Source organism: Pseudomonas sp. JC1203 (genome assembly GCF_056175065.1).
In genome coordinates, this window is the sequence record NZ_JBWCAM010000001.1 from 235621 (window position 1) to 260471 (window position 24851).

Genomic DNA, 24851 nt, shown 5'->3' on the forward strand with positions numbered 1-24851 from the left:
AATAATTAACGGCAGATATGGAGATAAGAGGTGCCATTTAAGGCTCAAGCGCGCAACGCATCCAATGCATTCTTGGAATATTTTCGATGCACTCCATGCATGGGCCGCGCACGCCTCATCAAGCGCCTGCTTATTCCTATAAGTAACTAAAATGTGAATTTATAGTATTTATGGAAATCACCAGACCTGTGTCTGACTGGGCGCCAAACGTGATTCAGCCAGGAGCACCCACCATGAGAAATGCCCTTGCCCGCGCTATCAGCCGGTTCGCCCTTCCCGCCGTGCTGGCGCTTGCGCCGTTGGCCAGCTACGCCGACGCGGTGAAGGAAATTCGTATTGCCGTGCCTGACCTGAGCGCCGGCGCCCAGCCCAGTGGCGGCGGGGTGGTGGACGTGCTGCGGCAACAGCAGCTGTTTGAAAAAGCCTTCGCGGCCGATGGCATCAAGGTGCAGTGGACCTTCTTCAAGGGCGCAGGCCCGGTGATCAACGAAGCCTTCGCCAACGGCCAGGTGGACTTCGCCTACCTGGGCGACCTGGCGGCCATCATCGGCAAATCCAACGGCCTCGACACCCGCCTGCTCAGCGCCAGCGCACGGGGAGTAAAACAGTACCTGGCGGTGCAACCGGGCTCGGGGATCAAAACCCTGCAAGACCTCAAGGGCAAGCGCGTAGGCATCTTCCGCGGCAACCCCAGCCAGCTGTCGTTCGACGCCGCACTGGCCAGCCAGGGCCTCAGCGAGAAGGACATCAAGGTGGTGAACCTGGACTACGGTGCGGCCCAGTCGGCGCTGGCCGCCAAACAGATCGACGCCACCTGGGGCTTGAACAGCGTGATTGCCCTGCAACAGAAGGGCCTGGCCGAACTACCGCTGAACACCCGCGACCTGGGTGATGCTGGCAGCATCCAGAGCGTGCTGGTGGGCAGCGGGGCGTTCGTCGATGCCCATCCCGACATCGTCGCGCAGCTGCTCAAGGCGCAGGGCACGGCGGTGGAGTGGTTGACCCAGGACAGCAACAAGGACGCCTACGTGCAGTTGGTGTCGCAGGTGGCCAGCTACCCGCCGGCCATCCTGGCGCAGGACTTGAAGAATGACCGGCTGAGCCAGGTATTCCCGTCCACCCTGGACCCGCAGTTCCTGGGCACCTTGCAGGCGTCGGTGGATTTGGCGGCGAAGGAACGCTTGATTCGCAAGCCGTTCAAGGTGGCGGAGTGGGCGGCCCGCTAACCCTGTAGCCGCTGCCGCCAAGCTGCGCTCAGCCAGCCTTCGCCGCTGGCTGCGCATCAATCTCCACAATCGTATCAATCATCGCCCGCGCCGCCGGTGACAGCCGGTAGCCCATGCGGCTGACAATGCCGCAGCGGGCGCTCAGGCTTTCCAGGTTCTGCGGCAGGTTGCGCCAGTGCAGCCGCACCAGGCGCCGGTCGGCGCTGTCTTCCTCGAAGCCTTCCTCGGTGCACAGGCCGATCGCATCGGAGTTGAGCACGATCTTCACCAGCGTGGGCACGTGTTCAGTCTCGATGTGCGGGCTGAAGTCGGTCTTGCCGCTGAGGTTGGCGAGCAGCTTGCGCACCCCGGGCGGGATCAGCGTGGCCGCCAGCGGGTAGTCGAACATGTCGTTGGTGGACAGACTTTCCTTGTGCTCCAGCGGGTGCCCCGGGCGGCAGAAGAACACCCCGCGCCGGGGTGTCAGTGGCTGGGTCTGGAAATTGGGGTCGGCTTCGAAATGGCGAATGTCGGCGATGAAGAATTCGATCTCCTCGCGGCTCAGGGCGCGGCTCAGTTTCTCCCAGTTGTTCACCTCGAAACAGGTGCGCACTTTGGGGTGGGCGCGCACGAACGCCGATATCGCTTCCGGTACCAGCCGCACGGCGGGCGCGGGGCCACAGCCGAAGCGCAGCTCGCCGGCGTCGAGCTTGGTCATTTGCGTCACTTCGCTGGCCAGCAGGGCGGCGCCCTGCACCAGGCTCAGGGCGTGCTGCAGCACCACCTGGCCTTCCGGGGTTGGGCGCAGATCCTTGTTGCCGCGGTCCACCAGCACGCAGCCAAATTCCTGCTCCAGGCCCTGGATGCTGCGGCTGAAGGCTGGCTGGGTGATGCCCATGGCGTCGGCGGCACGCACGAAACTGCGGTGTTCGGTAAGGGCGATGAAGTACCGCAGTTGGCGCAGATCCATATGCATTCCCGGCATTTGAAAAATAGGTCGAAGGTATTGGTACAGCGGGTGGGTTGAGGTTTTAAATGCAAGCTCTTATTCCGTCAACGAAGCATTGGTGATTCATCTAGAACTAATGCTTATATGCATAGAGAGAAGAGGGTCGAACCATGAGCAATGCCACCGTCGCCACAAACCCCACCGCCGTTGCGTTGGATATTCACCCGGTTGCCGGCCGCATCGGTGCCGAGATCCGCGGCATCAAGCTGGGCGCCGAACTGGATGCTGCCACCGTCGCGGCCATCCAGGCTGCGCTGGTGCAGCACAAGGTGATTTTCTTCCGTGGCCAGACCCACCTCGACGACCAGAGCCAGGAAGCCTTTGCCCACCTGCTGGGCGAGCCCATTGCCCACCCCACCGTGCCGGTGCGTGACGGCACCCGCTACCTGATGCAGCTGAGCGGCGCCGACGGCCAGCGCGCCAATTCCTGGCACACCGACGTGACCTTCGTCGACGCCTACCCCAAGGCTTCCATCCTGCGCTCGGTGATCGCCCCGGCAGCCGGCGGCGACACCGTGTGGGCCAACACTGCGGCGGCCTACAACGACCTGCCGGCACCGCTGCAGGAACTGGCCGACAAGCTCTGGGCGGTGCACAGCAACGAATACGACTACGCCGCGGCCAAGCCCGACGTGTCGGCGGAAAAGCTGGAAAACTACCGCAAGGTGTTTACCTCCACGGTGTACGAAACCGAGCACCCGGTGGTGCGCGTGCACCCCATCAGCGGCGAAAAAACCCTGTTGCTGGGGCACTTCGTGAAGCGCATCAAGGGTTATAACGCCAGCGATTCGGCGCACCTGTTCGGCCTGTTGCAAAGCCACGTGGTGCGCCTGGAAAACACCGTGCGCTGGCGCTGGAGCACCGGCGACGTGGCCATCTGGGACAACCGCGCCACCCAGCATTACGCGGTGGACGACTACGGCACCCAGGAACGCATCGTGCGCCGGGTGACCCTGCAGGGCGAAGTGCCGGTCGGCGTGGCGGGGCAGCGGAGCGTCACCACGCGCGGGGCTTGAAGGCGACGCAGCCTGCGGCAGCTGCTACGGGATTTGTGTAGCAGCGGCCGCCAGGCCGCGTCCAGGGCATGCGCGGTTTACCAAACGCCGATAGGTACCAGCTTCTCTTCCTCAGGCTCGCCATAGCGGAAGCGCTGCCCACGCATATCAATCTCGCGATTGCTGATAGTGGTGCGGCGCTTCAAGCCGCGCAGCCAGTCAAACAGATACCCCTGATGCTGCTCCCGCACCCCGGCCAGCGCCGGATCGGTGCCCAGGTCATTCAGCTCCTGCGGGTCTTCATGCAGGTCGAACAGCTGCGGGCGGTGCCCGTCGTAGGCCAGGTACTTGTAGCGGTCGCTGCGCACCATGTACATGCGGCAACGGTCGATGGCCTGGCCCAGGCGTTCGCGGGCGGGCGCCTGGAACGCGTAGTCGTATTCGGCCACGGCGAAGTCGCGCCAGGCCGGTTGCTGGCCGTGCAGCAGCGGGATCAGCGAGCGGCCCTCCAGGCGGTGGTCTGCCGGGGGCAGGCCCAGGGCGTCGAGGAAGGTGGGCAGGGCGTCGATGGTCTCGGCCAGGCGCGCGTCCACGGTGCCACGGGTGACATCGGCGGCGGCACGCGGGTCGCGCACAATCAACGGCACGCCCACGGCCGGCTCCAGCAGGAACTCCTTTTCACCCAGGAAATGGTCGCCCAAATAGTCACCGTGGTCGCTGGTAAAGACGATCAGGGTGTCATCCCAGCGGCCGTTGCTTTGCAGGAAATCGAACAGCCGGCCCAACTGGTCATCCACCTGCTTGATCAGGCCCATGTAGGTGGGAATCACATTGAGGCGCACCTCCTCGCGGGAGAAGTTGCGGCTTTCCTCGTGCTGGCGGAAAGCGTTGTACACCGGGTGGTCATTCTCCTGGCCGGGCTGCGGCAGCACGGCCGGCAGCACCTGGTGTTTGCCGTACAGCGCGTGGTACGGCGCCGGGGCAATGTAGGGCCAGTGCGGCTTGATGTACGACAGGTGCAGGCACCAGGGATGTTCGGCCTGCTCGCTGATGAAATCGATGGCGCGGTCGGTGGTGTACACCGTTTCCGAGTGCTGCTCGGGCACGCGGGCCGGCAGGTGGGCGTTGCGCATTTTCCAGCCGCTGAGGATCTCGCCATTGGCACCTTCGGCAGCGTTGGCCCAGTCATGCCAGGGGTTGCGGCCGGCGTAGCCGAGTTTGCGCAGGTAATGGGTGTAGGGCGCGCCTTCGCGCTTGCCGTCGAAGATGGGGTCGTCGGGGAACAGGCCGTCGTGGCGCACGTAGGGTTCGAAGCCCACCTCGTTCAACTGCTCGGCCTGGGCGCTGTCCGGGGCCATGTCCAGGCGCTGTTGGGCGTCGGTGTTGGGCGTGGCGTGGGTCTTGCCCACCAGGGCGGTACGGATACCGGCCGGGTTCAGGTAATCGCCGATGGTGAACTCGTCCAGCGGCAACGGCACGCCGTTCCAGGCCACCTGGTGGCTGCTGACGTAGCGGCCGGTGTAGGCCGACATGCGCGACGGCCCGCAGATGGTGCCCTGGGTATAGGCACGGCTGAACCGCACGCCGGCGGCGGCCAGGCGGTCGATGTTGGGGGTGTGCAGGTGCGGGTGGCCGTAGCACGACAGGTAGTCGCGGCGCAGCTGGTCGCACATGATGTACAGCACGTTCTTGATCGCGGTCATGGTCGGTACCTGGAAGTCAGAGGGCTTTGCCGGTGGCGTCGAAAGCCGGCCACAGGGCGTCGAGTTTCTGCTGCTGCACGGCGGCGTCGACGAAACGCGGCTCTACCCAGTCGGCGGCAGTGAAGGGGCGGCGGATCAGGCCCAGGGACTTGGCCTGGTCGATGCTGTCCTGCAGGCTGGCGCGCAGGAACGCGTCGATGCGCGGCGACTCGCGAAACTTCAGGTCGTCGCCGGCGCTTTCCTTGGCGAACAGCTGCGCGGGAATGGCGCTCTGTTCAGCCATCAGCTGGTTGTAGGGCGCCTGGTTCTGCGGCTCGGTCAGGTAGGCGGCATTCTTCACCAGCACGTTGATCAGGCGCTGGGTGAGGTCGGGGTGTTTGTCGATGAAGTCCTGGGTGGCCACAAGGCCGGCCTGGGTGGTGGACAGGCGTGGCAGCTGCTTGGTGCTGAGCGGGAACTGGATGCCCTGCTTGTCGAGGGCGAGGATACCCATGCCCGACCAGGTGGCGTCGATCTGTCCGCTGGCCAACGCTGCGCGCGAGGCGCTCCAGTCCAGGCTGATGATTTGCAGGTCACGTTCTTTCAGGCCCTGGCTCTGCAGGGCGCGGCCGAACGACAGCTGGTCGGCGGTGCCACGGTATACGGCGACGCGCTTGCCCTTGAGGTCGGCGAGGCTGTGGATATTGGCGTTGGGCGTTACCGCAAGGTAGGTGTTGGCGCCGCGCGCACCCAGCAGCAGGCGGGTTTGCAGGCCGCTGGAACGGCCGATGATGGCCGCCAGGTCACCCAGCCAGGCGAAGTCCAGCTGCTGGTTGGCCAGGGCCTCGTTGACGGCGGGGCCGGCGCCTTTGAAGAAGTGCCATTCCACCTTCACGCCGTCGGCGGCGAACTCGTTCTCCAGCTGTTTCTGGATATGCGCCAGGCCCACGGGGCCGGCAATGAACGGCGTGCTGCCGGCGCCCTGGTCAGGCGCGCCGATGCGCAGGGTGACGGGGTCGGCTGCCTGGGCCTGGCCCAGCAGGCTGGCCAGGACGATGCCCAGCAGTGGTTTGAAGAACTTTTTCATGGGCCTTCCTGATTGCGCAAGTCACTGAAATAGCGACTATTTCGCGATCGGGAAGGGGTATTCGGCAAGCGCATTCAATGAATACTTTGTATGCGTTGCATGCATACGCTTCGCCTTTGATCCTGTGGGAGCTGGCTTGCCAGCGAGTTGTTGGGGCCAAAAAGCTCGCTGGCAAGCCAGCTCCCACGGAGCCCCTACACCGCCAGGTTCTGGATGTCGTAGGTGTTGCCGCCCTCATCCCGCGCATCCACCAGCTTGATCTCCTCGATCATCGCCTCGGCCAGCGGCGACAGCCGATAGCCCGCGCGGCTGACGATGCCGTAGCGGGTGAACAGCTCGTCACGCTGCTCGTCCAGCCCCTCCACCCGCAGCCGCACCAGCTCGCCGCCGGCGTTCTGCACGGCATCGCTGTAAGTGCCACTGATACCGATGGCGTCCGAGCGCAGCACCACGCTCAGCAGGGCATAGCTGCTTTCGCATTCCACATTGGGGCTGAAATCCGGGCGGCCGCTGAGGTCGGCCAGCACCTTGCGCAGGTTCGGCGGGCGCAGCGTGGCGGCCAGCGGGTAGCTCAACAGCTGCTCGGCGGTCACGGTTGCCTGTTGCGCCAGCGGGTGCCCGGCGCGGCAGCAGAAATGCCATTTGCGCGGGCGCAGGCGGTGGGTGTGGTAGTCGGGGTCGGCTTCGAACTGGCGGGTGTCGGCGACGAAGAACTCGAATTCCTCGCTGAGCAGCCGCTTGCTCAGGCTGTGCCAGTCATCGACATGAAAATGCACCCGCGCCTTGGGGTAGCGGCCAATGAAGCTGCCCACCGCCGACGGCACCAGCCAGGAGGCTGGGGCCGGGCCGCAGCCGAAGCGCAGCTCACCGGCCTCAAGACCATTGAACTGGCTGATCTCGTTGCTCAGCTGGCGTGCGCCGCTGACCAGCCGCCGGGCGTGTTCAAGCACTACCTGGCCTTGCTTGGTGGGCGGCAGGTCCTTGCGCCCACGGTCCACCAGCTGGCAGCCCACGGCGTGTTCCAACGCCTGGATGCTGCGGCTGAAGGCCGATTGCGACAGGTTCACCGCCACGGCCGCGGCCACGAAGCTGCGGTGTTCGGCGAGGGCGATCAGGTGGCGGAGTTGGCGCAGGTCTATATGCATTTTTCACATTAAAAGTATCGGGCAAATGCATTTGCTATGCATCCGGTGCACTCCTTATAAAGGCAATCACTTATGCAGTAAATCTCTAGAAAAACATATGCAAATAACTGAAGGGAATATGCGGAGTGGTCGGCACATCGAATGCCGTCCCCCAGTTCCCTCACCAAGGAGCCGTGCCATGAGTCGTCAGTCACCCCCCGCAGCCCCCACTTCCGCCAGGCGCCTGAAGCGCCTGCCGCTGGCCCTGCTGTTGGCCGGCAGCGCCAGTTTTTCCCTGGCCCATGCGGCTGACGACGTCGTCCCCACCAGCGCTGCGGCGCCCGCCGCCCAGGACGATGGTGCCCACCTCAAGACCGTGACCGTTACCGCGCGGCGCCGTGAGGAAAGCGCCCAGGACGTGCCCACGCCAATCAGCACCGTGGACGGCAGCACCCTGGAAGCCCAGCACGTTTACCGCATTCAGGACCTGCAGCAGCTGGTGCCCAGCGTCAACGTGGCGTTCATGCACGCGCGCCAGTCCAGCGTGTCGATTCGCGGCCTGGGCAACAACCCCGCCAGCGACGGCCTGGAAGGCAGCGTCGGCCTGTACATCGACAACGTCTACCTGGGGCGCCCGGGCATGGCGGTGTTCGACCTGATGGACATTGACCAGCTGGCGGTGCTGCGCGGCCCGCAAGGCACGCTGTTCGGCAAGAACACCACGGCGGGGGTGATCAACATCACCACCCGTGCGCCCAGCTTCACCCCCGAGCGCACCATCGAAAGCTCAGTGGGCCAGCATGGCTACGTGCAGACCAAGGGCACCATCTCCGGGCCCATCACCGATGAGCTGGCAGGCCGCCTGTCGGTGTACCGCAGCGACAGCGGCGGCACCATCACCAACGAAGAGAACGGCCACAAGCTGGGCGGCGGTGAGCGCGACGGCCTGCGCGGGCAGCTGCTGTTCAAACCGAACGAAGACTTCAGCCTGCGCGCCATCGTCGACTACAACGAAGAAGACTCAAGCTCTGGCACGCGCACGCTGTTCAGCACCGGGCCGACCATCAACGGCGTCAACCAGTACGAAACCCGTGCTGCGGCAGCGGGCGCCACGCTGGTGGAGCCGGGGTCGCGCAAGGTCAACCTGGATGGCAGCCAGCACGTTACCGTGCACCAGGGCGGCGGCTCGGTAGAGGCCAACTGGCGTTTGCCCAGCGACTTCACCCTGACCTCCATCAGTTCCTACCGCTTCTGGAACTTCACCCCGCGCAACGACGATGGCCTGAACGTGGCCGCCGCCTACAACGCCGGCGTGTCGGTGGAAGACAAGCAGTGGTCCCAGGAATTTCGCCTGGCATCGCCCACCGGCGGGGCGTTCGACTACGTGCTGGGTGGCTACTATTTCGGCTCCAAGACCGACAACAAATCGTTCTCGTACTACGGCCCCCAGGCCGATATCTGGAATGGCACCGCCACCGGCGCACTGGCCAATGTCACCAGCATTGGCCACGGCCATATCGATACCGACAGCTTTGCGCTGTTCGCCCAAGGCACCTGGCACCTCACGCCCAAGCTGGACCTGACTGCCGGCGTGCGCGGCACCTATGAAGAGAAGAGCGCCTGGGTTGAGCGCGATGCACCGGTGGGCGGCGCTGCGGTGACCGGCGCTGCGCTGGCCGCCCGCAACGGCCGTGCCGGCGCCTACAACTCCGGCGACCTCAGCCTGTACAGCGCCAGCCCTTCGGGCATGGTCAACTTGAGCTACCACTTCACCGATGACCTGATGGGCTACGCCACTGTGTCCCACGGCGAGAAGTCGGGCGGCGTCAACCTGGCCGTGGGCAGCGCGCCCACCGCCGGTGCCGACTCGCTGCTGATTGGCGCCGAGCGTGCCAACGATGCCGAACTGGGGCTCAAGAGCACCCTGTGGGACCGCCGCCTGCTGCTTAACGCCAACCTGTTCTGGACCACGGTCAATGGCTACCAGGCCAACGCCTACGACTCGGCGAACCGCGTGTCGTACCTGACCAACGCCGGCACCGTGCGCTCGCGTGGCCTGGAACTGGATGGCACGGTCATTCCGGTGAAGGGCCTGACCCTGAACTTCAACGGCGCCTACAACGACGTTCGCTACATGTCCTACAAGGATGCCCCGTGCCCACCGGAAGTCAGCCTGCAGGCCGGTGCGCCAGCCTCGTGCAGCCTGTCCGGCCACCAGGTGGTGGGCGCTTCGAAATACATGTTCAACACCAACGGCGAATACAAATGGAACTGGGATAACGGCCTGGAAGAGTACGTCACCGGCAGCTACTCGTACCGCTCCCATGCCGTGGGCACCCTGGAAGACTCTGCCTACGCACAGATCCCGGGCTACAGCCTGGTCAACCTCAGCACCGGCTTTCGCGGCAACCTCGGCCAGGGTCAGTGGGACGTATCGCTGTGGCTGAAAAACGCTTTCGACAAGACCTACTACACCACCCTGTGGGCCGAGGGTAACGGCGGCTACAGCGGCGTCCTGGGCGACCCGCGCACCTTGGGCGTGACTGCCCGCTACGACTTCTGACAACAAAGGACGTGATCATGAAAGCCTTCAAGACAGCGTTGCTGGCCAGTGCCGTGTTCGCCAGCGTGGCCCAGGCCGCCCCCAGCGTGTACCCCACCGGGGTGACCCGCTACGACCCGGCCAAGGCCTACAACCAGTACGTGATTTTCGCCGGTGCCGACAAGCAGACGCACCTGATCGACATGGACGGCAACGAGGTGAAAAACTGGCCGCACAACGGCTTCCCGTCGGCCATCATCGACCCCAGGCTGGTAGGGGGCGAGCGCGGCCATGTGCTGCTGCAACTCAGCGACAAGGCGCCGGGCCCGTTGGGGGCGGCCGGCAACGGCCTGGCCAACCAGAGCGTCGGCGAGCTGGACTGGAACGGCAAGGTGGTGTGGCAATGGGGCGACAAGGCCCCAGGCGGCGCCGCCCAGCAGCACCATGACCAGCGCCGCCTGAGCAACGGCAACACCCTGGTGCTGGCCAACAAGGTGCACAAGGTGGCGGGCTTCAAGGTGCCGCAACTGATAGACGACGTGGTGTACGAAGTGGACCCGCAAGGCCAGGTGAAATGGCAGTGGCTGGCCAGCGACCACCTTACCGAGTTCGGCTTCACGCCGGCGCAGTTGAAGCTGGTGCGCGCCACCGACAACCCCGATTACCTGCACATCAACAACCTCAGCGTGGTGGGCCCCAACAAGTGGTTCGACGCCGGCGACAAGCGCTTCGCCCCCGACAACCTGCTGCTGGATTCGCGCAACTCCAACTTCATCGCCATCATCGACAAGGCCAGCGGCAAGGTGGTGTGGCACCTGGGCCCGAACCTGCCAACCATCAACCCCAAGACCGCCCAGCAGGTGCCACGGCCGCTGGACCAGTTCGTTGGCCAGCATGACGTGCACATCATTCCGGCCGGGCTGCCGGGCGCTGGCAACCTGCTGGTGTTCGACAACCAGGGCACCGCCGGCTACCCCTCGGCGCCGCTGGGCCTGACCCCGGGTTCGCGCGTGCTGGAGGTCGACCCCATCAAGCAGCAGGTGGTGTGGCAGTACACCGCCGCCAGCTCGAAGCAGCCTTCCTGGGCGTTCTACAGCTCGTTCATCAGCAGTGCCCGGCGCTTGCCCAACGGCAACACGCTGGTCGATGAAGGCATGAACGGGCGCTTCTTCCAAGTGACCGACAAGGGCGAGATCGTGTGGGAGTACGTCAGCCCCTACCAGGGCAAGGCACCGGGCAGCGATGCGGTGAGCAACTGGGTGTACCGCGCCTTGCCGGTGGCCTACGACTGGGTGCCCGAGGGTACGCCGCACGCCGAGACTGCCGTGCTGGCCCCCGACGCTGGGCTGAAAAACGCCAACGCCAGCCGCTGAAAGCCATGCCTTGGGGGAATATTTTAAATGCCGCCAAGGCATCGGCTTGCGAGCGCTCTGCTACAGGCCTTGCAGGGCAAGGGCTGGGGCGAAACAGGGGTTCTGCATATTCCATACAGGTCTATGTATAACTTTAAAGATTACTTTCAGCGCTAAGCGTGTGGCGTCGATGATTCGCCTCGCGAGGCCTCCCTCGCGCTATCGCTGAAGACCGCAGGAGTACAACAATGGGCAATGTCCAGACCGCAGCCAGTGCACCCCAAGCGCTTCGGCGCCAGGCGCCAGGCGGCGAGTTGGTCGACCTGGGCCGCGCGCACCGTGCGCCGCTGGTCCAGTCGCGTCTGCACACGACCCCCAAGGGTGTACTGAGCCGGCGTGAAGGGATTCTGCTCGGCGTGTTTGCGCTGGTGCTGCATGGAGCGGTGATTTACTGGCTGAGCCAGGAACCGTTGGCCGCGCTGCCGATCAAGCCGCCAGAAATCCCGCCAATGACCATCGAGTTTTCTCAACCGGCACCGCCGGTGGTTGAAACGCCTCCACCGCCGCCGCCACCGCCCGTGGCGCAGCCGGTCGAGCCGCCGCCACCGGTCGAGGACGAACTGGCCACCAAGCCACCGCCCAAGCCAAAACCCAAACCCAAGCAGGTCGCAAAACCTGTGCCCAAGCCTGTGCCAAAACCGGTGGAACAACCGCCAGCGCCGCCACAACCGGTCGCTGCGCCCACGCCACCGGCTCCGCCAGCACCACCGGCGCCCAAGCCGGTGACCCCGGCTTCGGCCAACGCCGGTTACTTGCATAACCCGGCGCCTGAATACCCGGCGCTGGCCATGCGCCGCAACTGGGAAGGCACCGTGCTGCTGCGGGTGCATGTACTGGCCACGGGCAAGCCCGGCGAGATTCAGATTCAGAAAAGCAGTGGTCGCGATCAGCTCGATGACGCCGCGCTTGCCGCCGTCAAACGCTGGAGTTTCGTACCGGCCAAGCAGGGCGATGTCGCCCAGGACGGTTGGGTCAGCGTTCCCATCGACTTCAAGATCCGCTAATTCGCGCTAACACAAGGAATACACATCATGAGTACTTTGGCTTCCCCATTTGCATCCATCGAAGGCGCGGTGATCTGGTTGTTGATCGTCTTCTCCGTCGCCACCTGGGGCCTGTTCCTGCTGAAGGGCACCCAGTTCGGCCGCCTGAAGAACCAGGACCGCAAGTTCCACAAGCAATTCTGGGCGGCGTCGAGCCTTGATTCGGCCGCCGAACTGACCGTGACCCAGCCTGGCGCCGCCGCCCGCGTGGCCCAGGCAGGTTACGCCGCCATCCAGGTGGGTGAACCTGGCCATGCGGCTGACCTGAGCCAGGCCATCAACCACCAGGACCGCCTGGAGCGTGCCCTGCGCCAACAGATCGTGCGTGAGCGCCGCTCCCTGGAAACCGGCCTGGCCGTGCTTGCCAGTATCGGTTCCACTTCGCCCTTCATCGGCCTGTTCGGCACCGTGTGGGGCATCATGTCCGCGTTGAAAGGCATTAGCGCCGCCGGCTCTGCCAGCCTGGAAACCGTGGCCGGCCCGATCGGCTCGGCCCTGGTAGCCACCGGCGTGGGTATCGCCGTCGCCGTGCCGGCAGTCCTGGTCTACAACTACTTCCTGCGCCGCCTGAAGCTGACCGTCGCCGACCTCGACGATTTCGCCCACGACTTCTACAGCCTGGCCCAGAAGAGCCAGTTCCGGGTGCTGCTGCACCCGGCCCTGACCAAGACTGCCCAGGGCGGTGCTGGCCAGAAAGTGAAGGAGGCGTCCTGATATGGCCTTCTCTACCCAGGACAGTGATGAGGTACTGAGCGAGATCAACGTCACGCCGCTGGTGGACGTGATGCTGGTGCTGCTGGTGGTGTTCATCGTCACCGCGCCGCTGCTCACCAACTCGATCCCGATCAACCTGCCCAAGACCGACTCCGTGGCGCCGGTCGAGCAGAAAGACCCGTTGGTGGTGAGCATCGACGGTGGCGGCAAGTTCTTCATCAACAAGGATGAGGTGCAACCCGACCTGCTTGAATCGAACCTGGAAGCGGCCAAGGCCAAGAACCCGGATTTGCGCGTGCAGTTGCAGGCCGATGACGGCGTGGGCTACGGCAAGGTGGCGGGGGCCATGGCGTCGATTGAAAAGGCGGGCATTACCAAGTTGTCGGTGATTACCAAGCGGTAAAGATTGCAGAGGTTTCTTGGGTCGCTCCTCAGGCAGGGGGCGGCCCTTTTTTTTGCGCCTCCCCCGTAGCAGCGGCCACAGGCCGCGTCCGCAATCACCGCACAGTTATATCGTTATAAGTTATTAACAAATAGCTTCTTATTCCTTAACGAATATATGACCCGCCCCTATACTGACCTCAACGCAAACGATGCAGGAGGCGTATACCATGCGCAACGAGTCGATCCGCTACCTGATTGTGCCGGGCTGGCAAGGTTCACCCCAGGACCATTGGCAAAGCCACTGGTGCAACAGCCTGCCCAACAGCGCGCGGGTAGAGCAGGCCGACTGGTTGGCGCCGCAACGCCAGGACTGGGTGGCCGCCCTTGACCAGGCCATCAGTGCCAGCACCGATCCGGTGATCCTGATTGCCCACAGCCTGGGCTGCATCACCGTGGCCCACTGGGCCGCGCAGGCGCCGCGGGCGTTGCTGCGCCGCGTGCAGGGCGCGTTGCTGGTAGCACCGGCCGACGTCGAGCGCCCGGCATGCTCGCCGGCGCTGCGCAATTTCGCCCCTGTGCCCAAGCACCTGCTGCCGTTCCCAAGCCAGGTAGTCAGTTCCGACAACGACCCTGCGGTGAGCGTGCCGCGCGCCATGCAGATGGCCCGCGACTGGGGCGCCGAGGCCGGCATCCTGGCGGGCGCCGGGCACATCAACGTCAAGTCCGGCCACCAGCGCTGGGAGCAGGGCTTCGCCTACCTGTACCGCCTGCAGACCCGCCTGCAATCGCACGCCCTGCGTAGCGCCTGACCGCCACTTATTTGAATAAAACGCCCGGGCCCATGTTGTCCGGGCGGGAGTATTGCCATGAGTCATCCTGAACATTTCGGCCAGCCGCTGCTGACCTTCCCCGAAGCCGACAAAAGCCCGCTGAGCATCCGCGCCAAGGCGCTGGTGTTCGTCGACCCACGTTCGCGGCAGCTGCGCCAGGAGCTGGAAAGCCTGGCACCGCGCAGCCTGCCGGTGCTGATACACGGCGAAACGGGCACCGGCAAGGAGCTGCTGGCGCGGCACATCCACCGCGCCAGTGACCGCGCCGGGCTATTCGTGTCGGTGAACTGCGGCGCCATCAGCCCCACGTATGCCGACGCCGAATTGTTCGGCTACAGCGCCGGCGCCTACAGCGGCTCGGCCAGCAGCCGGGCAGGGTGGTTCGGTTCGGCCAATGGCGGCACCCTGTACCTGGATGAGATTGGCGACCTGCCGCTGCCTATCCAGCTGAAGCTGCTTGCCGCACTGGAAAACCACGAAGTGACCCGCGTCGGCGCCCAGCAGCCCAGCCCCGTGGACGTGCGCCTGGTGGCTGCCACCAGCATCGACCTGGCCCAGGCCGTGGCCGCCGGCAAGTTCAACGAGCGGCTTTACCACTACCTCAGCGAAGGCCGCCTGGTGTTGCCGGCGCTGCGTGAACGCCCAGGCGATATCCTGTCGCTGGCCGAATATTTTGTTGGCATCTACAGCGTACGCCTGAACCTGCCGGTGCCCCTGATCAGCGAGAGCGCCCAGCTGCTGCTGGAGCGGCACAGCTGGCCGGGCAATACCCGCGAACTGGAAAACATCATCCATTTTGCCTTGCTGGTCAGCAGCGGTGACGAGATCCTGCCCGAGCACCTGAACCTGCCGGTGGTGGCCGAGCCGCTGGCCGACATCGAGCGGCAGATTGACGCACTGCTAAGCGAAGGCTCTGGCTCGGCCCTTCAGGGCCTGAAGGCAGTGTTGGAACGCAGCGCATTGCGTGTGGCGCAACACAAGGGCTGAACCATGCACGGGGCGCCGACATGGCCTTTTGCCTGAAAATGATTAAAAAGGCATAAGCAGTGAAATAAAAGATATTGTCTTGGTATAAAAAATATCGGTATTGTCCGCCCCAAGCCGGCCAAATACGCAGCTGGCACCTTATTGATCAAGGACATTGCATGAAAAAGGCTCTGCTGTTCACTGCCCTGGCCGCCGCCCTGACCATGGGTGTTGCCAACGCCAACGAGAAGCTGGTGGTTGCCGCTACCCCAGTCCCGCACGCTGAAATCCTGGAACTGGTGAAACCGGTGCTGGCGAAAGAAGGCGTGGACCTGGAAATCAAGGTGTTCACCGACTACGTGCAGCCGAACGTGCAGGTTGACCAGAAGCGTCTGGACGCCAACTACTTCCAGACCCTGCCATACCTGAAGAACTTCAACGACGGCAAAGGCACCCACCTGGTGACTGTGGTCGGCGTGCACGTCGAACCTTTCGGCGGCTACTCGAAGAAGATCAAGTCGCTGTCCGAACTTAAAGACGGCGCTACCGTTGCCATTCCAAACGAAGGCAGCAACAGCGGCCGCGCCCTGATCCTGCTGCAGAAAGCCGGCCTGATCACCCTGAAAGATCCGAAGAACGCCCTGGCCACCCCGAAAGACATCGCCGAGAACCCCAAGCACCTGAAGTTCAAGGAGCTGGAATCGGCCATGCTGCCACGCGCCCTGGACCAGGTTGACCTGGACATGATCAACACCAACTACGCGCTGGACGCTGGCCTGAACCCGGCCAAGGACGCACTGGTCATTGAAGGCGCCGACTCGCCTTACGTGAACTACCTGGTTGCGCGCCCGGACAACAAGGACAGCGACGCCATCCAGAAACTGGCCAAGGCGCTGACCAGCCCGGAAGTGAAGGAATTCATCGCCAAGAAATACAACGGCGCGGTACTGCCGGCGTTCTGATCGCCCGCGAAGCTGCACTGAAACAAAAACGCCGACGGCTTATACAGCGTCGGCGTTTTTTATTGCCTGGGTCAGCGCGGCGGTTTGACCGCACGGCGCAGGGCCGCCAGCAATTTGATCACTTCCTGGGGGTCGAGCTTTTTCACGGGATTGTTATTCATTATTGGTCTTCCTTGGCACGGGCAGAAAAGTTTCGAGTACGGCCGTGCGAAAAAAATTCCGTGGTGGCGAAAAAACTTTTGCAGCGCCCGAATAATCCCCCACAAGTTTCCAGCGTATCGCCGCACGTACATCGCAGTTGTCCACACGATGAACCCTGAGCTACCCTCACAACTCGCAATAATTTCGAGTGAAACAGCGCACGCAAAGGAGCCTGCATGGCTGCTCTTAGGTTGGGGTGGGTGGTTGGTGTTTGCCTGGCGGCAACCCTGGCCGGTTGTGGGCAGGGCAAGCCGGCGGAGCCGCAGCGGCCCAGGGTGAGGGTGCAGACGGTGCAAAGCACCGACTTTGCCGCGCCCGTCAGCCTGACCGGCGACATTCAGGCGCGGGTGCAAACCCAGCTGTCGTTCCGCGTGGGCGGCAAGATCATCAAGCGCATGGTGGACGTGGGCGACCGCATCAGCGCCCGCCAGGTGCTGGCGCAACTCGACCCCAAGGACCTGCAGACCAACGTCGACTCGGCGAAAGCCGCCGTGTTTGCCGAACAGGCCCGCGTCACCCAGGCCCAGGCCGCCTTCGTGCGCCAGCAGAAGCTGTTGCCCAAGGGCTATACCAGCCAGAGCGAATACGATTCCGCCCAGGCCGCGCTGCGCAGCAGCCAAAGCGCCCTGGCCGCCGCCAACGCGCAGCTGGCCAGTGCCCGCGAGCAGCTGAGCTATACCGACCTTGTCGCCGACGCGCCAGGCATCATCACTGCGCGCCAGGCCGAAGTGGGGCAGGTGGTGCAGGCCACCGTGCCAATCTTCAGCCTGGCCCGCGACGGCGAGCGCGATGCGGTGTTCAACGTCTACGAATCACTGTTCGTGCAGCCGCCCACCGACCAGCAGGTACCGGTAAGCCTGGTGGAAGACCCCAAGGTGAAAACCACCGGCAAGGTGCGCGAAGTGACGCCCGCGGTGTCGGCACAGACCGGTACCCTGCAGGTGAAAGTGGCCCTGGCAGGCTTGCCGCAGGGCATGAACCTGGGCTCGGTGGTCAGCGGCACCCTCAGCGGGCCGGCCAAGCCCAGCATCGAGCTGCCGTGGTCGGCACTGACCAAGGACGGCAGCGACCCGGCCGTGTGGCGGGTGGATGCGCAGAACAAGGTCACCTTGAAGAAGGTCACGGTCGCCCGCTACCTCACCGGCAAGGTGGTGGTGGGCGAGGGCCTGCAGAGCGGCGACAGAATCGTGGTGGCCGGGGTGCAACTGCTGCACCCCGACATGCAGGTTGAAATCGCTTCCCAGGACACTGCCGAGGACAAGCCATGACCCGCTCGCTGGCCATGCTGGGCCTGTGCCTGGCGCTGTTGGGCTGCTCGAAGAACGAACCGCCGCCCGAACCGGTGCGCCCGGTGCTGTCAGTGGAAATCACCCCGCAGAACATGGAGCAGCTGGGACGCTTCGCCGGCACTATCCAGGCGCGCTACGAAAGCACCCTGGGCTTTCGCGTGTCCGGGCGCATTGCCCGGCGGGCCGTGGACGTGGGCAGCGAGGTGAAGGCCGGCGACCTGTTGGCCACGCTCGACCCCACCGACCTGCAGAACCAGGTGCGCTCGACCCAGGGCGACCTGGCGCGGGTGCAGGCGCAGTGGATCAACGCCCAGGCCGATGCACGCCGTCAGCAGGAGCTGTTCGACCGTGGCGTGGGCGCCCAGGCGCAACTGGATGTGGCGCAGACCAACCTGAAAACCACCAAGGCCTCGCTGGACCAGGCCCAGGCCTCGCTCAGCCAGGCCAGGGACCAGCTCAACTACAGTGAACTGCGCGTGGACCACGACGCCGTGGTCACCCACTGGAACGTCGAGGCCGGGCAGGTGGTCAGCGCTGGCCAGGAAGTGGTGACCCTGGCGCGGCCCGATATCAAGGAGGCGGTGATCGACCTGCCGTCATCGCTGGCCGAGCAGCTGCCGCCCGGGGTGACCTTCCGCGTCGCCGACCAACTGGAACCGAGCATCGCCACCACCGCCACCCTGCGCGAGCTGGAACCTCAGGCCGACAGTGCCACGCGCACCCGCCGCGCGCGCCTGACCCTGGCCGACACGCCGGCGGCATTCCGCCTGGGCACAGCCATCGGCGTGACCCTGAGCACCGCCATCGAACCCAAGGTGGAGTTGCCGCTCAGCGCCATTCAAGAGGCCGAGGGCCAATCGCGCATCTGGGTCATCGACATGCAGAACCACACCGTGGCGCCACAAGCGGTGCACGTACTCAGCCGTGGCCAGGACTCGGTCATTGTCAGCGCCGGGGTGAAAGCCGGCGAGCGCGTGGTCAGCGCCGGCGTCAACAGTCTCAAACCGGGGCAGAAGGTCAAAGTGGACGAGGGCAGCAAGCAATGAAAGGAAGCTTCAACTTGTCCGACTGGGCGCTCAAGCACCAGTCTTTCGTCTGGTACCTGATGTTCGTGGCATTGTTGATGGGGGTGTTTTCCTATCTCAACCTGGGCCGCGAGGAAGACCCCAGCTTCACCATCAAGACCATGGTTATCCAGACCCGCTGGCCGGGCGCCACCCAGGACGAAACGCTGCTGCAGGTCACCGACCGCATCGAGAAAAAGCTCGAAGAGCTGGACTCCCTCGACTACGTGAAAAGCTACACCCGCCCCGGCGAATCCACGGTATTCGTCTACCTGCGCGACACCACCAGCGGCAAGGCCATTCCGCAGATCTGGTACCAGGTGCGCAAGAAGATCGACGACATTCGCAGCAGCTTCCCCCAGGGCATCCAGGGCCCGGCGTTCAACGACGAATTCGGTGACGTATACGGCTCCATCTATGCGTTCACCTCCGACGGCCTGAGCATGCGCCAGCTGCGCGACTACGTGGAGCAGGCCCGCGCCGAGATTCGCCAGGTGCCGGGGCTGGGCAAGATCGAGATGATCGGCGCCCAGGACGAGGTGCTGTACCTGAACTTCTCCACGCGCAAACTGGCAGCCCTGGGCATCGACCAGCGCCAGGTGGTGCAGGCGTTGCAGGCGCAGAACGCGGTGACCCCGGCCGGCGTGATCGAGGCGGGGCCCGAGCGCATTTCCGTGCGCACCAGCGGCCAGTTCGCTTCCGAGAAAGACCTGGCTGCAGTGAACCTGCGGCTCAACGACCGCTTCTACCGCCTGGCCGATGTCGCCGATATCCAGCGCGGCTACAGCGACCCGCCCACGCCAATGTTCCGTTTCAACGGCCAGCCGGCAATCGGCCTGGCCATCGCCATGCGCGACGGCGGCAATATCCAGTCGTTTGGTAAAGCGCTGCACCAGCGCATTACCGAGATCACCGCCGACCTGCCGGTGGGGGTTGGCATCCACAACGTTTCCGACCAGGCGCAGGTGGTGGAAGAGGCCGTGGGCGGCTTCACCAGCGCGCTGTTCGAGGCGGTGATCATCGTGCTGGTGGTGAGCTTCATCAGCCTGGGCGTGCGCGCCGGCTTGGTGGTGGCCTGCTCGATCCCGCTGGTACTGGCCATGGTATTCGTGTTCATGGAGTACAGCGGCATCACCATGCAACGGATCTCCCTGGGCGCGCTGATCATCGCCCTGGGCCTGCTGGTGGATGACGCCATGATTACCGTGGAGATGATGGTCACGCGCCTGGAAATGGGCGAGACCAAGGAGCAGGCGGCCACGTTCGCCTACACCAGCACGGCGTTTCCCATGCTCACCGGCACCCTGGTGACGGTGGCGGGCTTCGTGCCCATCGGCCTCAACGCCAGCTCGGCGGGTGAGTACACCTTCACCCTGTTCGCGGTGATCGCCGTGGCCATGCTGGTGTCGTGGGTGGTGGCGGTGCTGTTCGCGCCGGTGCTGGGCGTGCACATTCTGAGCACCAACGTGAAGCCGCACTCCGACGACCCGGGGCGCATTGGCCGGGTGTTCAACAGCGGCCTGCTGTGGGCCATGCGCCACCGCTGGCTGACCATCCTGATTACCGTGGGGCTGTTCCTGTTGTCGGTGTTCTGCATGCGCTTCGTGCAGAACCAGTTCTTCCCCTCGTCTGACCGGCCCGAGGTGCTGGTGGAGCTGAACCTGCCGCAGAACTCGTCCATCAACGAAACGCGCAAGGCGGTGGACAAGCTGGAAGCGACGCTCAAGGACGACCCGGACATTGCCCGTTGGAGCACCTACATCGGCCAGGGCGCGATTCGTTTCTACCTGCCCCTGGACCAGCAGCTGGAGAACCCGTACTACGCCCAGCTGGTCATCGTCAGCAAGGGCCTGGAAGAGCGCGCCGCGCTGATGGACCGCCTGCGCCAACGCCTGCGCGACGACTTCGTGGGCATCGGCAGCTACGTGCAAACCCTGGAAATGGGCCCCCCGGTGGGGCGGCCGATTCAGTACCGGGTCAGCGGCAAGGACATCGACCAGGTGCGCAAGCACGCCATCGACCTGGCCACGCTGCTGGACCAGAACCCGCACATCGGCCAGATCATTTATGACTGGAACGAGCCGGGCAAGGTGCTGCGCATCGACATCAACCAGGACAAGGCACGGCAGCTGGGGCTGTCCTCGGAAGACGTGGCCAAGCTGATGAACACCATCGTCAGCGGCACCGCAGTCACCCAGGTCAACGATGATATCTACCTGATCAACGTGGTGGGGCGTGCCGAGAACGCCGAGCGTGGCTCGCCGGAAACCCTGCAGAACCTGCAGATCGTGACGCCCAACGGCGTATCCATTCCGTTGCTGGCGTTCGCCACCGTGCGCTACGAGTTGGAGCAGCCGTTGGTATGGCGCCGCGACCGCCACCCCACCATCACCATCAAGGCCTCGGTGCGCGACCAGATCCAGCCCACCGACCTGGTTACCCAGCTCAAGCCCACCATCGACCAGTTCGCCAGCACCCTGCCGGTTGGCTACAAAGTGGCCACCGGCGGTACCGTCGAAGAAAGCGGCAAGGCCCAGGGCCCGATTGCCAAGGTGGTGCCGCTGATGCTGTTCCTGATGGCCACCTTCCTGATGATCCAGTTGCACAGCGTGCAGAAGATGTTCCTGGTGGCCAGCGTCGCGCCGCTGGGGCTGATCGGCGTGGTGGTGGCGCTGGTGCCCACGGGCACGCCGATGGGCTTTGTGGCCATCCTCGGCATTCTGGCGCTGATCGGCATCATCATCCGCAACTCGGTGATTCTGGTTACGCAGATCAACATCTTCGAACAGGACGGCTACGCCCCGTGGGACGCGGTGGTCGAAGCCACCCAGCACCGCCGCCGGCCCATCCTGCTGACCGCCGCCGCAGCGAGCCTGGGCATGATCCCCATCGCCCGCGAAGTGTTCTGGGGCCCCATGGCCTACGCCATGATCGGCGGCATCATCAGCGCCACGCTGCTGACGCTGCTGTTCCTGCCGGCGCTTTATGTGGCGTGGTACAAGGTCAAGGAGCCGAAGAAGGCGGCGTGACGCGGCCTGCGGCCGCTGCTACAGGGGTTGGGTTTTGCGCCACACGCTGGCCAGCCAGGGTTGCTGCTCACGCGGCAACCCTGTGGGGCGGTAGTAGTGTTCGAGCTCCACGAAGCCGGCCTCGGCCAGCACTCGCTGCCAGTTCTCCAAATCGTGATAGGCGCCATAGCGCGGGCCTTTCCAGCCTTCCTGGTTGTTGCCGCGGGGGTTGGAACTGAACAGCACGCCGCCCGGTTTCAGCGTGGCGTGCAGTTGGCCCAGCACCCGTGGCAGTTCCTGGCTGGGGATGTGGAACAGCACGGCGTTGGCGAACACGCCGTCGAAACGTTCGGCGGGCAGGTCCAGGGCCAGGAAGTTTTGTTGCCACACCTCGCAGCCGCTGTCGGCGCGGGCCATTTCGGCGAAACGCTCGCTGCCGTCCAGGCCGGTGGCGATATGGCCCAGGCGGGTGAAGGTGCGCAGGTCGCGGCCCGGGCCGCAGCCAAAATCGAGGATCTGCGCCGGGGCCGGCACCTGCAGGTGGCGCAACAGCGCGTCGATGTTCTGGCTGACGTCGTGGTCGCGGGTGCCTTCGCGGAAGCTGTCGGCGGTCTGGTTGTAGTTGCCCAGGGTAGTCTGGGTGATCTGTTGCAGGGCCTGCGGGTCGAGTTTCATCGCGGTCGCCAACGGAAAAGGTGATAAGCGCGATGATACCTCAGCGCTTGTTCAACACCTTCGCCAGCCGATCACCGCCAAACTGGATGAACGCCACCAGCACCACCAGCAGCACGATCACCGTGAGCATGATTTGCGTGTCGAAGCGCTGGTAGCCGTAGCGGTAGGCAATGTCGCCCAGGCCGCCGGCACCGATGGCGCCGGCCATGGCCGAGGAGTTGATCATGGTCACCAGGGTAATGGTGAAGCCGCCGACTATGCCCGGCCGCGCTTCGGGCAGCAGCACGTGCCAGATGATGTGCCAGCGGCGGCAGCCCATGGCCTGGGCGGCCTCGATCAGGCCGTGGTCGACCTCGCGCAGGCTGACTTCGGCGATGCGCGCGAAGAACGGCGTGGCGGCGATAGTCAGCGGCACCACGGCGGCCCACACGCCGTAGGTGGTGCCGACGATCAGGCGGGTGAAGGGGATCAGCGCCACCATCAGAATCAGGAACGGCACCGAGCGGAACAGGTTGACGAACGCGCCCAGCACCCGGTTCAGGTGCGGCGCCTCATAGATGCCGCCCTTGCTGCTGGTGACCAGTATCACCGCCAGCGGAATACCCAGTACCAGGGCTATGAACGAAGAAACGCCGACCATCAGCAGCGTGTCGAGAATGCCCTGCAACAGCCGTTCAGCCCACATAGCCCAGCACCTCCACGCGGTCGGCCCACAAGGCCGCGCGTTCTATCAGTTGTTCACGTGGCAGCGGCGAGTGCGCCACGGCAATCACCAGTTGCCCCAGGGCGCGGCCCTGAATGCGTTCGACGCCGCCCTGCAGCAAGCTGACGCGGCCGCCCAGGCTGTGGAACAGCGCCGACAAGTCGGGCTCTTCACCGTCGCTGCCATTCAGGCGCAGGCCCAGCACCAGCGCTGATGCAGGCGAGGCCGGCTGCTGCTGGATGCGCGCCTGCAACTCGGCCGGCAGCCCGTGTTGCAGCGGTGCCAGCAAAGTTTTGCTGACGGCATGCTGGGGGTCGCCGAACACCTGCCACACTGGCCCTTGCTCCACTACCTGGCCGTTCTCCAGCACCACCACGCGGTCGCAGATGTCGCGGATCACCGCCATCTCGTGGGTGATCAGGATCACCGTCAGGCCCAGGTGCTGGTTGATGTCACGCAGCAGCGCCAGGATCGACTCGGTGGTCTCGGGGTCCAGCGCCGAGGTGGCCTCGTCGCACAGCAGTATGGCCGGGTCGTGCACCAGCGCGCGGGCGATGCCCACCCGCTGCTTCTGCCCGCCCGACAGCTGCGCCGGGTACACATGGTGCTTGTCGGCCAGGCCTACCAGGTCCAGCAGTTCGGTGACCTTGCGGTGGCGCTCGGCCTGGCTCATGCCGGCCACTTTCAGCGGCAGTTCGACGTTCTGCCACACGGTCTTGGCCGACATCAGGTTGAAGTGCTGGAAGATCATGCCGATGCGCCGGCGCAGCTGCACCAGGCGGTCTTCGTCGAATTCCCCTATGTCCACCTGGTCGATCAGCACGCGGCCGACGCTGGGTTGCTCCAGGCGGTTGATGGTGCGGATCAGCGACGACTTGCCGGCGCCGCTGCGGCCGATGATGCCGAAGATTTCGCCACGCTGGATGTTCAGGTCAATGCCTTGCAGCGCTTGCACCGGGCCATGCTGGCCCTGGTAGGTCTTGCCCAGGCCGATGAAGCGCACGTGGGCGTTGGCCAGCTCCGGGTGCAACTGGGTGCGCTCGGCGCTGGCGGGCGCGCGGGTTTCGGACAGGCGCTGGGCGCTGCTCATGGTCAGCCTCCCCAACCGGTCTGGTACAGCTTGCCGTAGGTCTTGTCCAGGGCGGCGCGGACCACCGGCGAGTGCTGGTAGATATCAACGAACTTCGCCAGGCGCGGGTCGGCCTTTTCCTTGGGCTGGATCACGAACTGAATCACGTACTCAGGGTGGTCGACGCCGTCGAACAGCAGGGCCGACTCGGCGTCGAAGGTTTTCGCCAGGCGGATGTAGGCGGGGTAGCCCTGCACCAGGTCGGCGTCATCGTAGGCACGCACCAGCTGCACGGCTTCCACCTGCAGGATTTTCAGGTGTTTGGGGTTGGCGGTGATGTCGTCTTCGGTGGCCTTGTAGCCCACGCCGTCCTTGAGGCTGATGAGCTTGGCCTTGGCCAGCAATTGCAGGCCGCGGCCACTGTTGATGGGGTCGTTGGCGATGGCCACGGTGGCGCCGTCGGGCAACTGGTCGAGGCTTTTGTACTTCTTCGAGTACAGGCCGACGTTGTTGATGATGCCGGGGGCGTAGGGCACCAGGTCGAAGCCGGCGGCGGCCTTGGCGTTTTCCAGGAAGGGGATGTGCTGGAAATAGTTCACGTCGATGTCGCCGGCAGCCAGGCTGACGTTGGGCGCGATCCAGTCGGTGAACTCCACCAGTTTTACCTTCAGGCCTTGCTTGTCGGCTTCGGCCACGGCGGCTTCCAGCGGAATGGCGAAGGCGGCGGTGGTGCCGATTTTCAGCGGCGCGTCGGCGGCGTGGGCAAGGCCGGTGGCCAGGCCAAGGGTGAGCAGCAGGGTGGTGAGTTTTTTCATGTCAGTCCTTCCGGAATTCATCTGGATTCTGTGGGAGCTGGCTTGCCAGCGAGCTTTTGGGGGCCTCAAAAG

At 64.6% G+C, this 24851-nt stretch carries 21 protein-coding genes; 13 read left to right on the plus strand and 8 right to left on the minus strand.

Translation table 11 applies throughout. From position 1 onward, the window contains the following. Nucleotides 1–233 precede the first annotated feature (233 nt). Complete coding sequence (locus tag AC0SZ7_RS01130; RefSeq protein ID WP_475502597.1) at nucleotides 234–1226, plus strand: ABC transporter substrate-binding protein; 993 nt, start codon at nucleotides 234–236, stop codon at nucleotides 1224–1226. A 28-nt stretch (nucleotides 1227–1254) separates the two neighbouring features. Here AC0SZ7_RS01130 and AC0SZ7_RS01135 read toward each other — a convergent pair whose 3' ends face one another. After that, nucleotides 1255–2175 carry a LysR family transcriptional regulator gene (locus tag AC0SZ7_RS01135; RefSeq protein ID WP_475502598.1) on the minus strand — a complete coding sequence of 307 codons (921 nt, stop codon included), beginning with the start codon at nucleotides 2173–2175 and terminating at the stop codon, nucleotides 1255–1257. A gap of 149 nt (nucleotides 2176–2324) precedes the next feature. Here AC0SZ7_RS01135 and AC0SZ7_RS01140 point away from each other — a divergent pair, with 149 nt between their 5' ends. Then, entirely contained in the window at nucleotides 2325–3230 is a 906-nt protein-coding gene (locus AC0SZ7_RS01140) for a TauD/TfdA dioxygenase family protein (protein WP_475502599.1), read from the plus strand. A 77-nt stretch (nucleotides 3231–3307) separates the two neighbouring features. Here AC0SZ7_RS01140 and AC0SZ7_RS01145 read toward each other — a convergent pair whose 3' ends face one another. The 3 genes from AC0SZ7_RS01145 to AC0SZ7_RS01155 form a co-directional block, all read right to left on the minus strand. Next, nucleotides 3308–4912, minus strand: a complete 1605-nt coding sequence (locus AC0SZ7_RS01145; protein WP_475502600.1) for an alkaline phosphatase family protein — start codon at nucleotides 4910–4912, stop codon at nucleotides 3308–3310. Between the two features lie 16 nt (nucleotides 4913–4928). Continuing rightward, the gene (locus AC0SZ7_RS01150) at nucleotides 4929–5978 is read right to left on the minus strand and encodes an ABC transporter substrate-binding protein (RefSeq protein WP_475502601.1); all 1050 of its coding nucleotides are present in this window, start codon (nucleotides 5976–5978) and stop codon (nucleotides 4929–4931) included. A gap of 194 nt (nucleotides 5979–6172) precedes the next feature. Further along, nucleotides 6173–7123 carry a LysR family transcriptional regulator gene (locus AC0SZ7_RS01155; RefSeq protein ID WP_475502602.1) on the minus strand — a complete coding sequence of 317 codons (951 nt, stop codon included), beginning with the start codon at nucleotides 7121–7123 and terminating at the stop codon, nucleotides 6173–6175. A gap of 178 nt (nucleotides 7124–7301) precedes the next feature. Between AC0SZ7_RS01155 and AC0SZ7_RS01160 the strand changes: the two genes are divergently transcribed. From AC0SZ7_RS01160 to AC0SZ7_RS01210, 11 genes are all read left to right on the plus strand, one after another. Continuing rightward, on the plus strand, nucleotides 7302–9665 hold the full coding sequence (locus AC0SZ7_RS01160; protein ID WP_475502603.1) for a TonB-dependent receptor: 2364 nt from the start codon (nucleotides 7302–7304) through the stop codon (nucleotides 9663–9665). A gap of 17 nt (nucleotides 9666–9682) precedes the next feature. After that, nucleotides 9683–11017, plus strand: a complete 1335-nt coding sequence (locus AC0SZ7_RS01165; RefSeq protein WP_475502604.1) for an aryl-sulfate sulfotransferase — start codon at nucleotides 9683–9685, stop codon at nucleotides 11015–11017. 227 nt (nucleotides 11018–11244) lie between these two features. Beyond that, the gene (locus AC0SZ7_RS01170) at nucleotides 11245–12060 is read left to right on the plus strand and encodes an energy transducer TonB (protein WP_475502605.1); all 816 of its coding nucleotides are present in this window, start codon (nucleotides 11245–11247) and stop codon (nucleotides 12058–12060) included. A 27-nt stretch (nucleotides 12061–12087) separates the two neighbouring features. Next, on the plus strand, nucleotides 12088–12813 hold the full coding sequence (locus tag AC0SZ7_RS01175; RefSeq protein ID WP_475502606.1) for a MotA/TolQ/ExbB proton channel family protein: 726 nt from the start codon (nucleotides 12088–12090) through the stop codon (nucleotides 12811–12813). Nucleotide 12814: 1 nt separating this feature from the next. Beyond that, on the plus strand, nucleotides 12815–13216 hold the full coding sequence (locus AC0SZ7_RS01180; RefSeq protein ID WP_416421539.1) for an ExbD/TolR family protein: 402 nt from the start codon (nucleotides 12815–12817) through the stop codon (nucleotides 13214–13216). 208 nt (nucleotides 13217–13424) lie between these two features. Then, a complete protein-coding gene (locus tag AC0SZ7_RS01185; protein WP_475502607.1) occupies nucleotides 13425–14006 on the plus strand; it encodes an alpha/beta hydrolase in 582 nt (193 codons plus the stop codon). A gap of 57 nt (nucleotides 14007–14063) precedes the next feature. Continuing rightward, the gene (locus tag AC0SZ7_RS01190; RefSeq protein ID WP_475502608.1) at nucleotides 14064–15014 is read left to right on the plus strand and encodes a sigma 54-interacting transcriptional regulator; all 951 of its coding nucleotides are present in this window, start codon (nucleotides 14064–14066) and stop codon (nucleotides 15012–15014) included. A 158-nt stretch (nucleotides 15015–15172) separates the two neighbouring features. Next, the gene (locus AC0SZ7_RS01195; protein WP_475502609.1) at nucleotides 15173–15955 is read left to right on the plus strand and encodes a MetQ/NlpA family ABC transporter substrate-binding protein; all 783 of its coding nucleotides are present in this window, start codon (nucleotides 15173–15175) and stop codon (nucleotides 15953–15955) included. 377 nt (nucleotides 15956–16332) lie between these two features. Further along, nucleotides 16333–17424 carry an efflux RND transporter periplasmic adaptor subunit gene (locus tag AC0SZ7_RS01200; RefSeq protein WP_475502610.1) on the plus strand — a complete coding sequence of 364 codons (1092 nt, stop codon included), beginning with the start codon at nucleotides 16333–16335 and terminating at the stop codon, nucleotides 17422–17424. Beyond that, on the plus strand, nucleotides 17421–18491 hold the full coding sequence (locus tag AC0SZ7_RS01205) for an efflux RND transporter periplasmic adaptor subunit (RefSeq protein ID WP_475502611.1): 1071 nt from the start codon (nucleotides 17421–17423) through the stop codon (nucleotides 18489–18491). The genes AC0SZ7_RS01200 and AC0SZ7_RS01205 overlap by 4 nt, the downstream gene beginning before the upstream one ends. After that, entirely contained in the window at nucleotides 18488–21538 is a 3051-nt protein-coding gene (locus tag AC0SZ7_RS01210) for an efflux RND transporter permease subunit (RefSeq protein WP_475502612.1), read from the plus strand. The genes AC0SZ7_RS01205 and AC0SZ7_RS01210 overlap by 4 nt, the downstream gene beginning before the upstream one ends. A gap of 18 nt (nucleotides 21539–21556) precedes the next feature. Here AC0SZ7_RS01210 and AC0SZ7_RS01215 read toward each other — a convergent pair whose 3' ends face one another. The 4 genes from AC0SZ7_RS01215 to AC0SZ7_RS01230 are packed head-to-tail and all read right to left on the minus strand — an operon-like array spanning nucleotide 21557 to nucleotide 24779. Next, complete coding sequence (locus tag AC0SZ7_RS01215) at nucleotides 21557–22192, minus strand: class I SAM-dependent methyltransferase (RefSeq protein ID WP_475502613.1); 636 nt, start codon at nucleotides 22190–22192, stop codon at nucleotides 21557–21559. A 40-nt stretch (nucleotides 22193–22232) separates the two neighbouring features. Beyond that, nucleotides 22233–22877 (minus strand): methionine ABC transporter permease, encoded by a 645-nt coding sequence (locus AC0SZ7_RS01220; RefSeq protein ID WP_475502614.1) that lies wholly within the window; start codon nucleotides 22875–22877, stop codon nucleotides 22233–22235. Next, nucleotides 22867–23985, minus strand: coding sequence for a methionine ABC transporter ATP-binding protein (locus tag AC0SZ7_RS01225; protein WP_475502615.1), 1119 nt, complete (start codon nucleotides 23983–23985; stop codon nucleotides 22867–22869). The genes AC0SZ7_RS01220 and AC0SZ7_RS01225 overlap by 11 nt, the downstream gene beginning before the upstream one ends. 2 nt (nucleotides 23986–23987) lie before the next feature. Continuing rightward, nucleotides 23988–24779: a MetQ/NlpA family ABC transporter substrate-binding protein gene (locus AC0SZ7_RS01230; protein ID WP_475502616.1), complete on the minus strand. Its 792-nt coding sequence runs from the start codon at nucleotides 24777–24779 to the stop codon at nucleotides 23988–23990. Nucleotides 24780–24851: the final 72 nt, after the last annotated feature.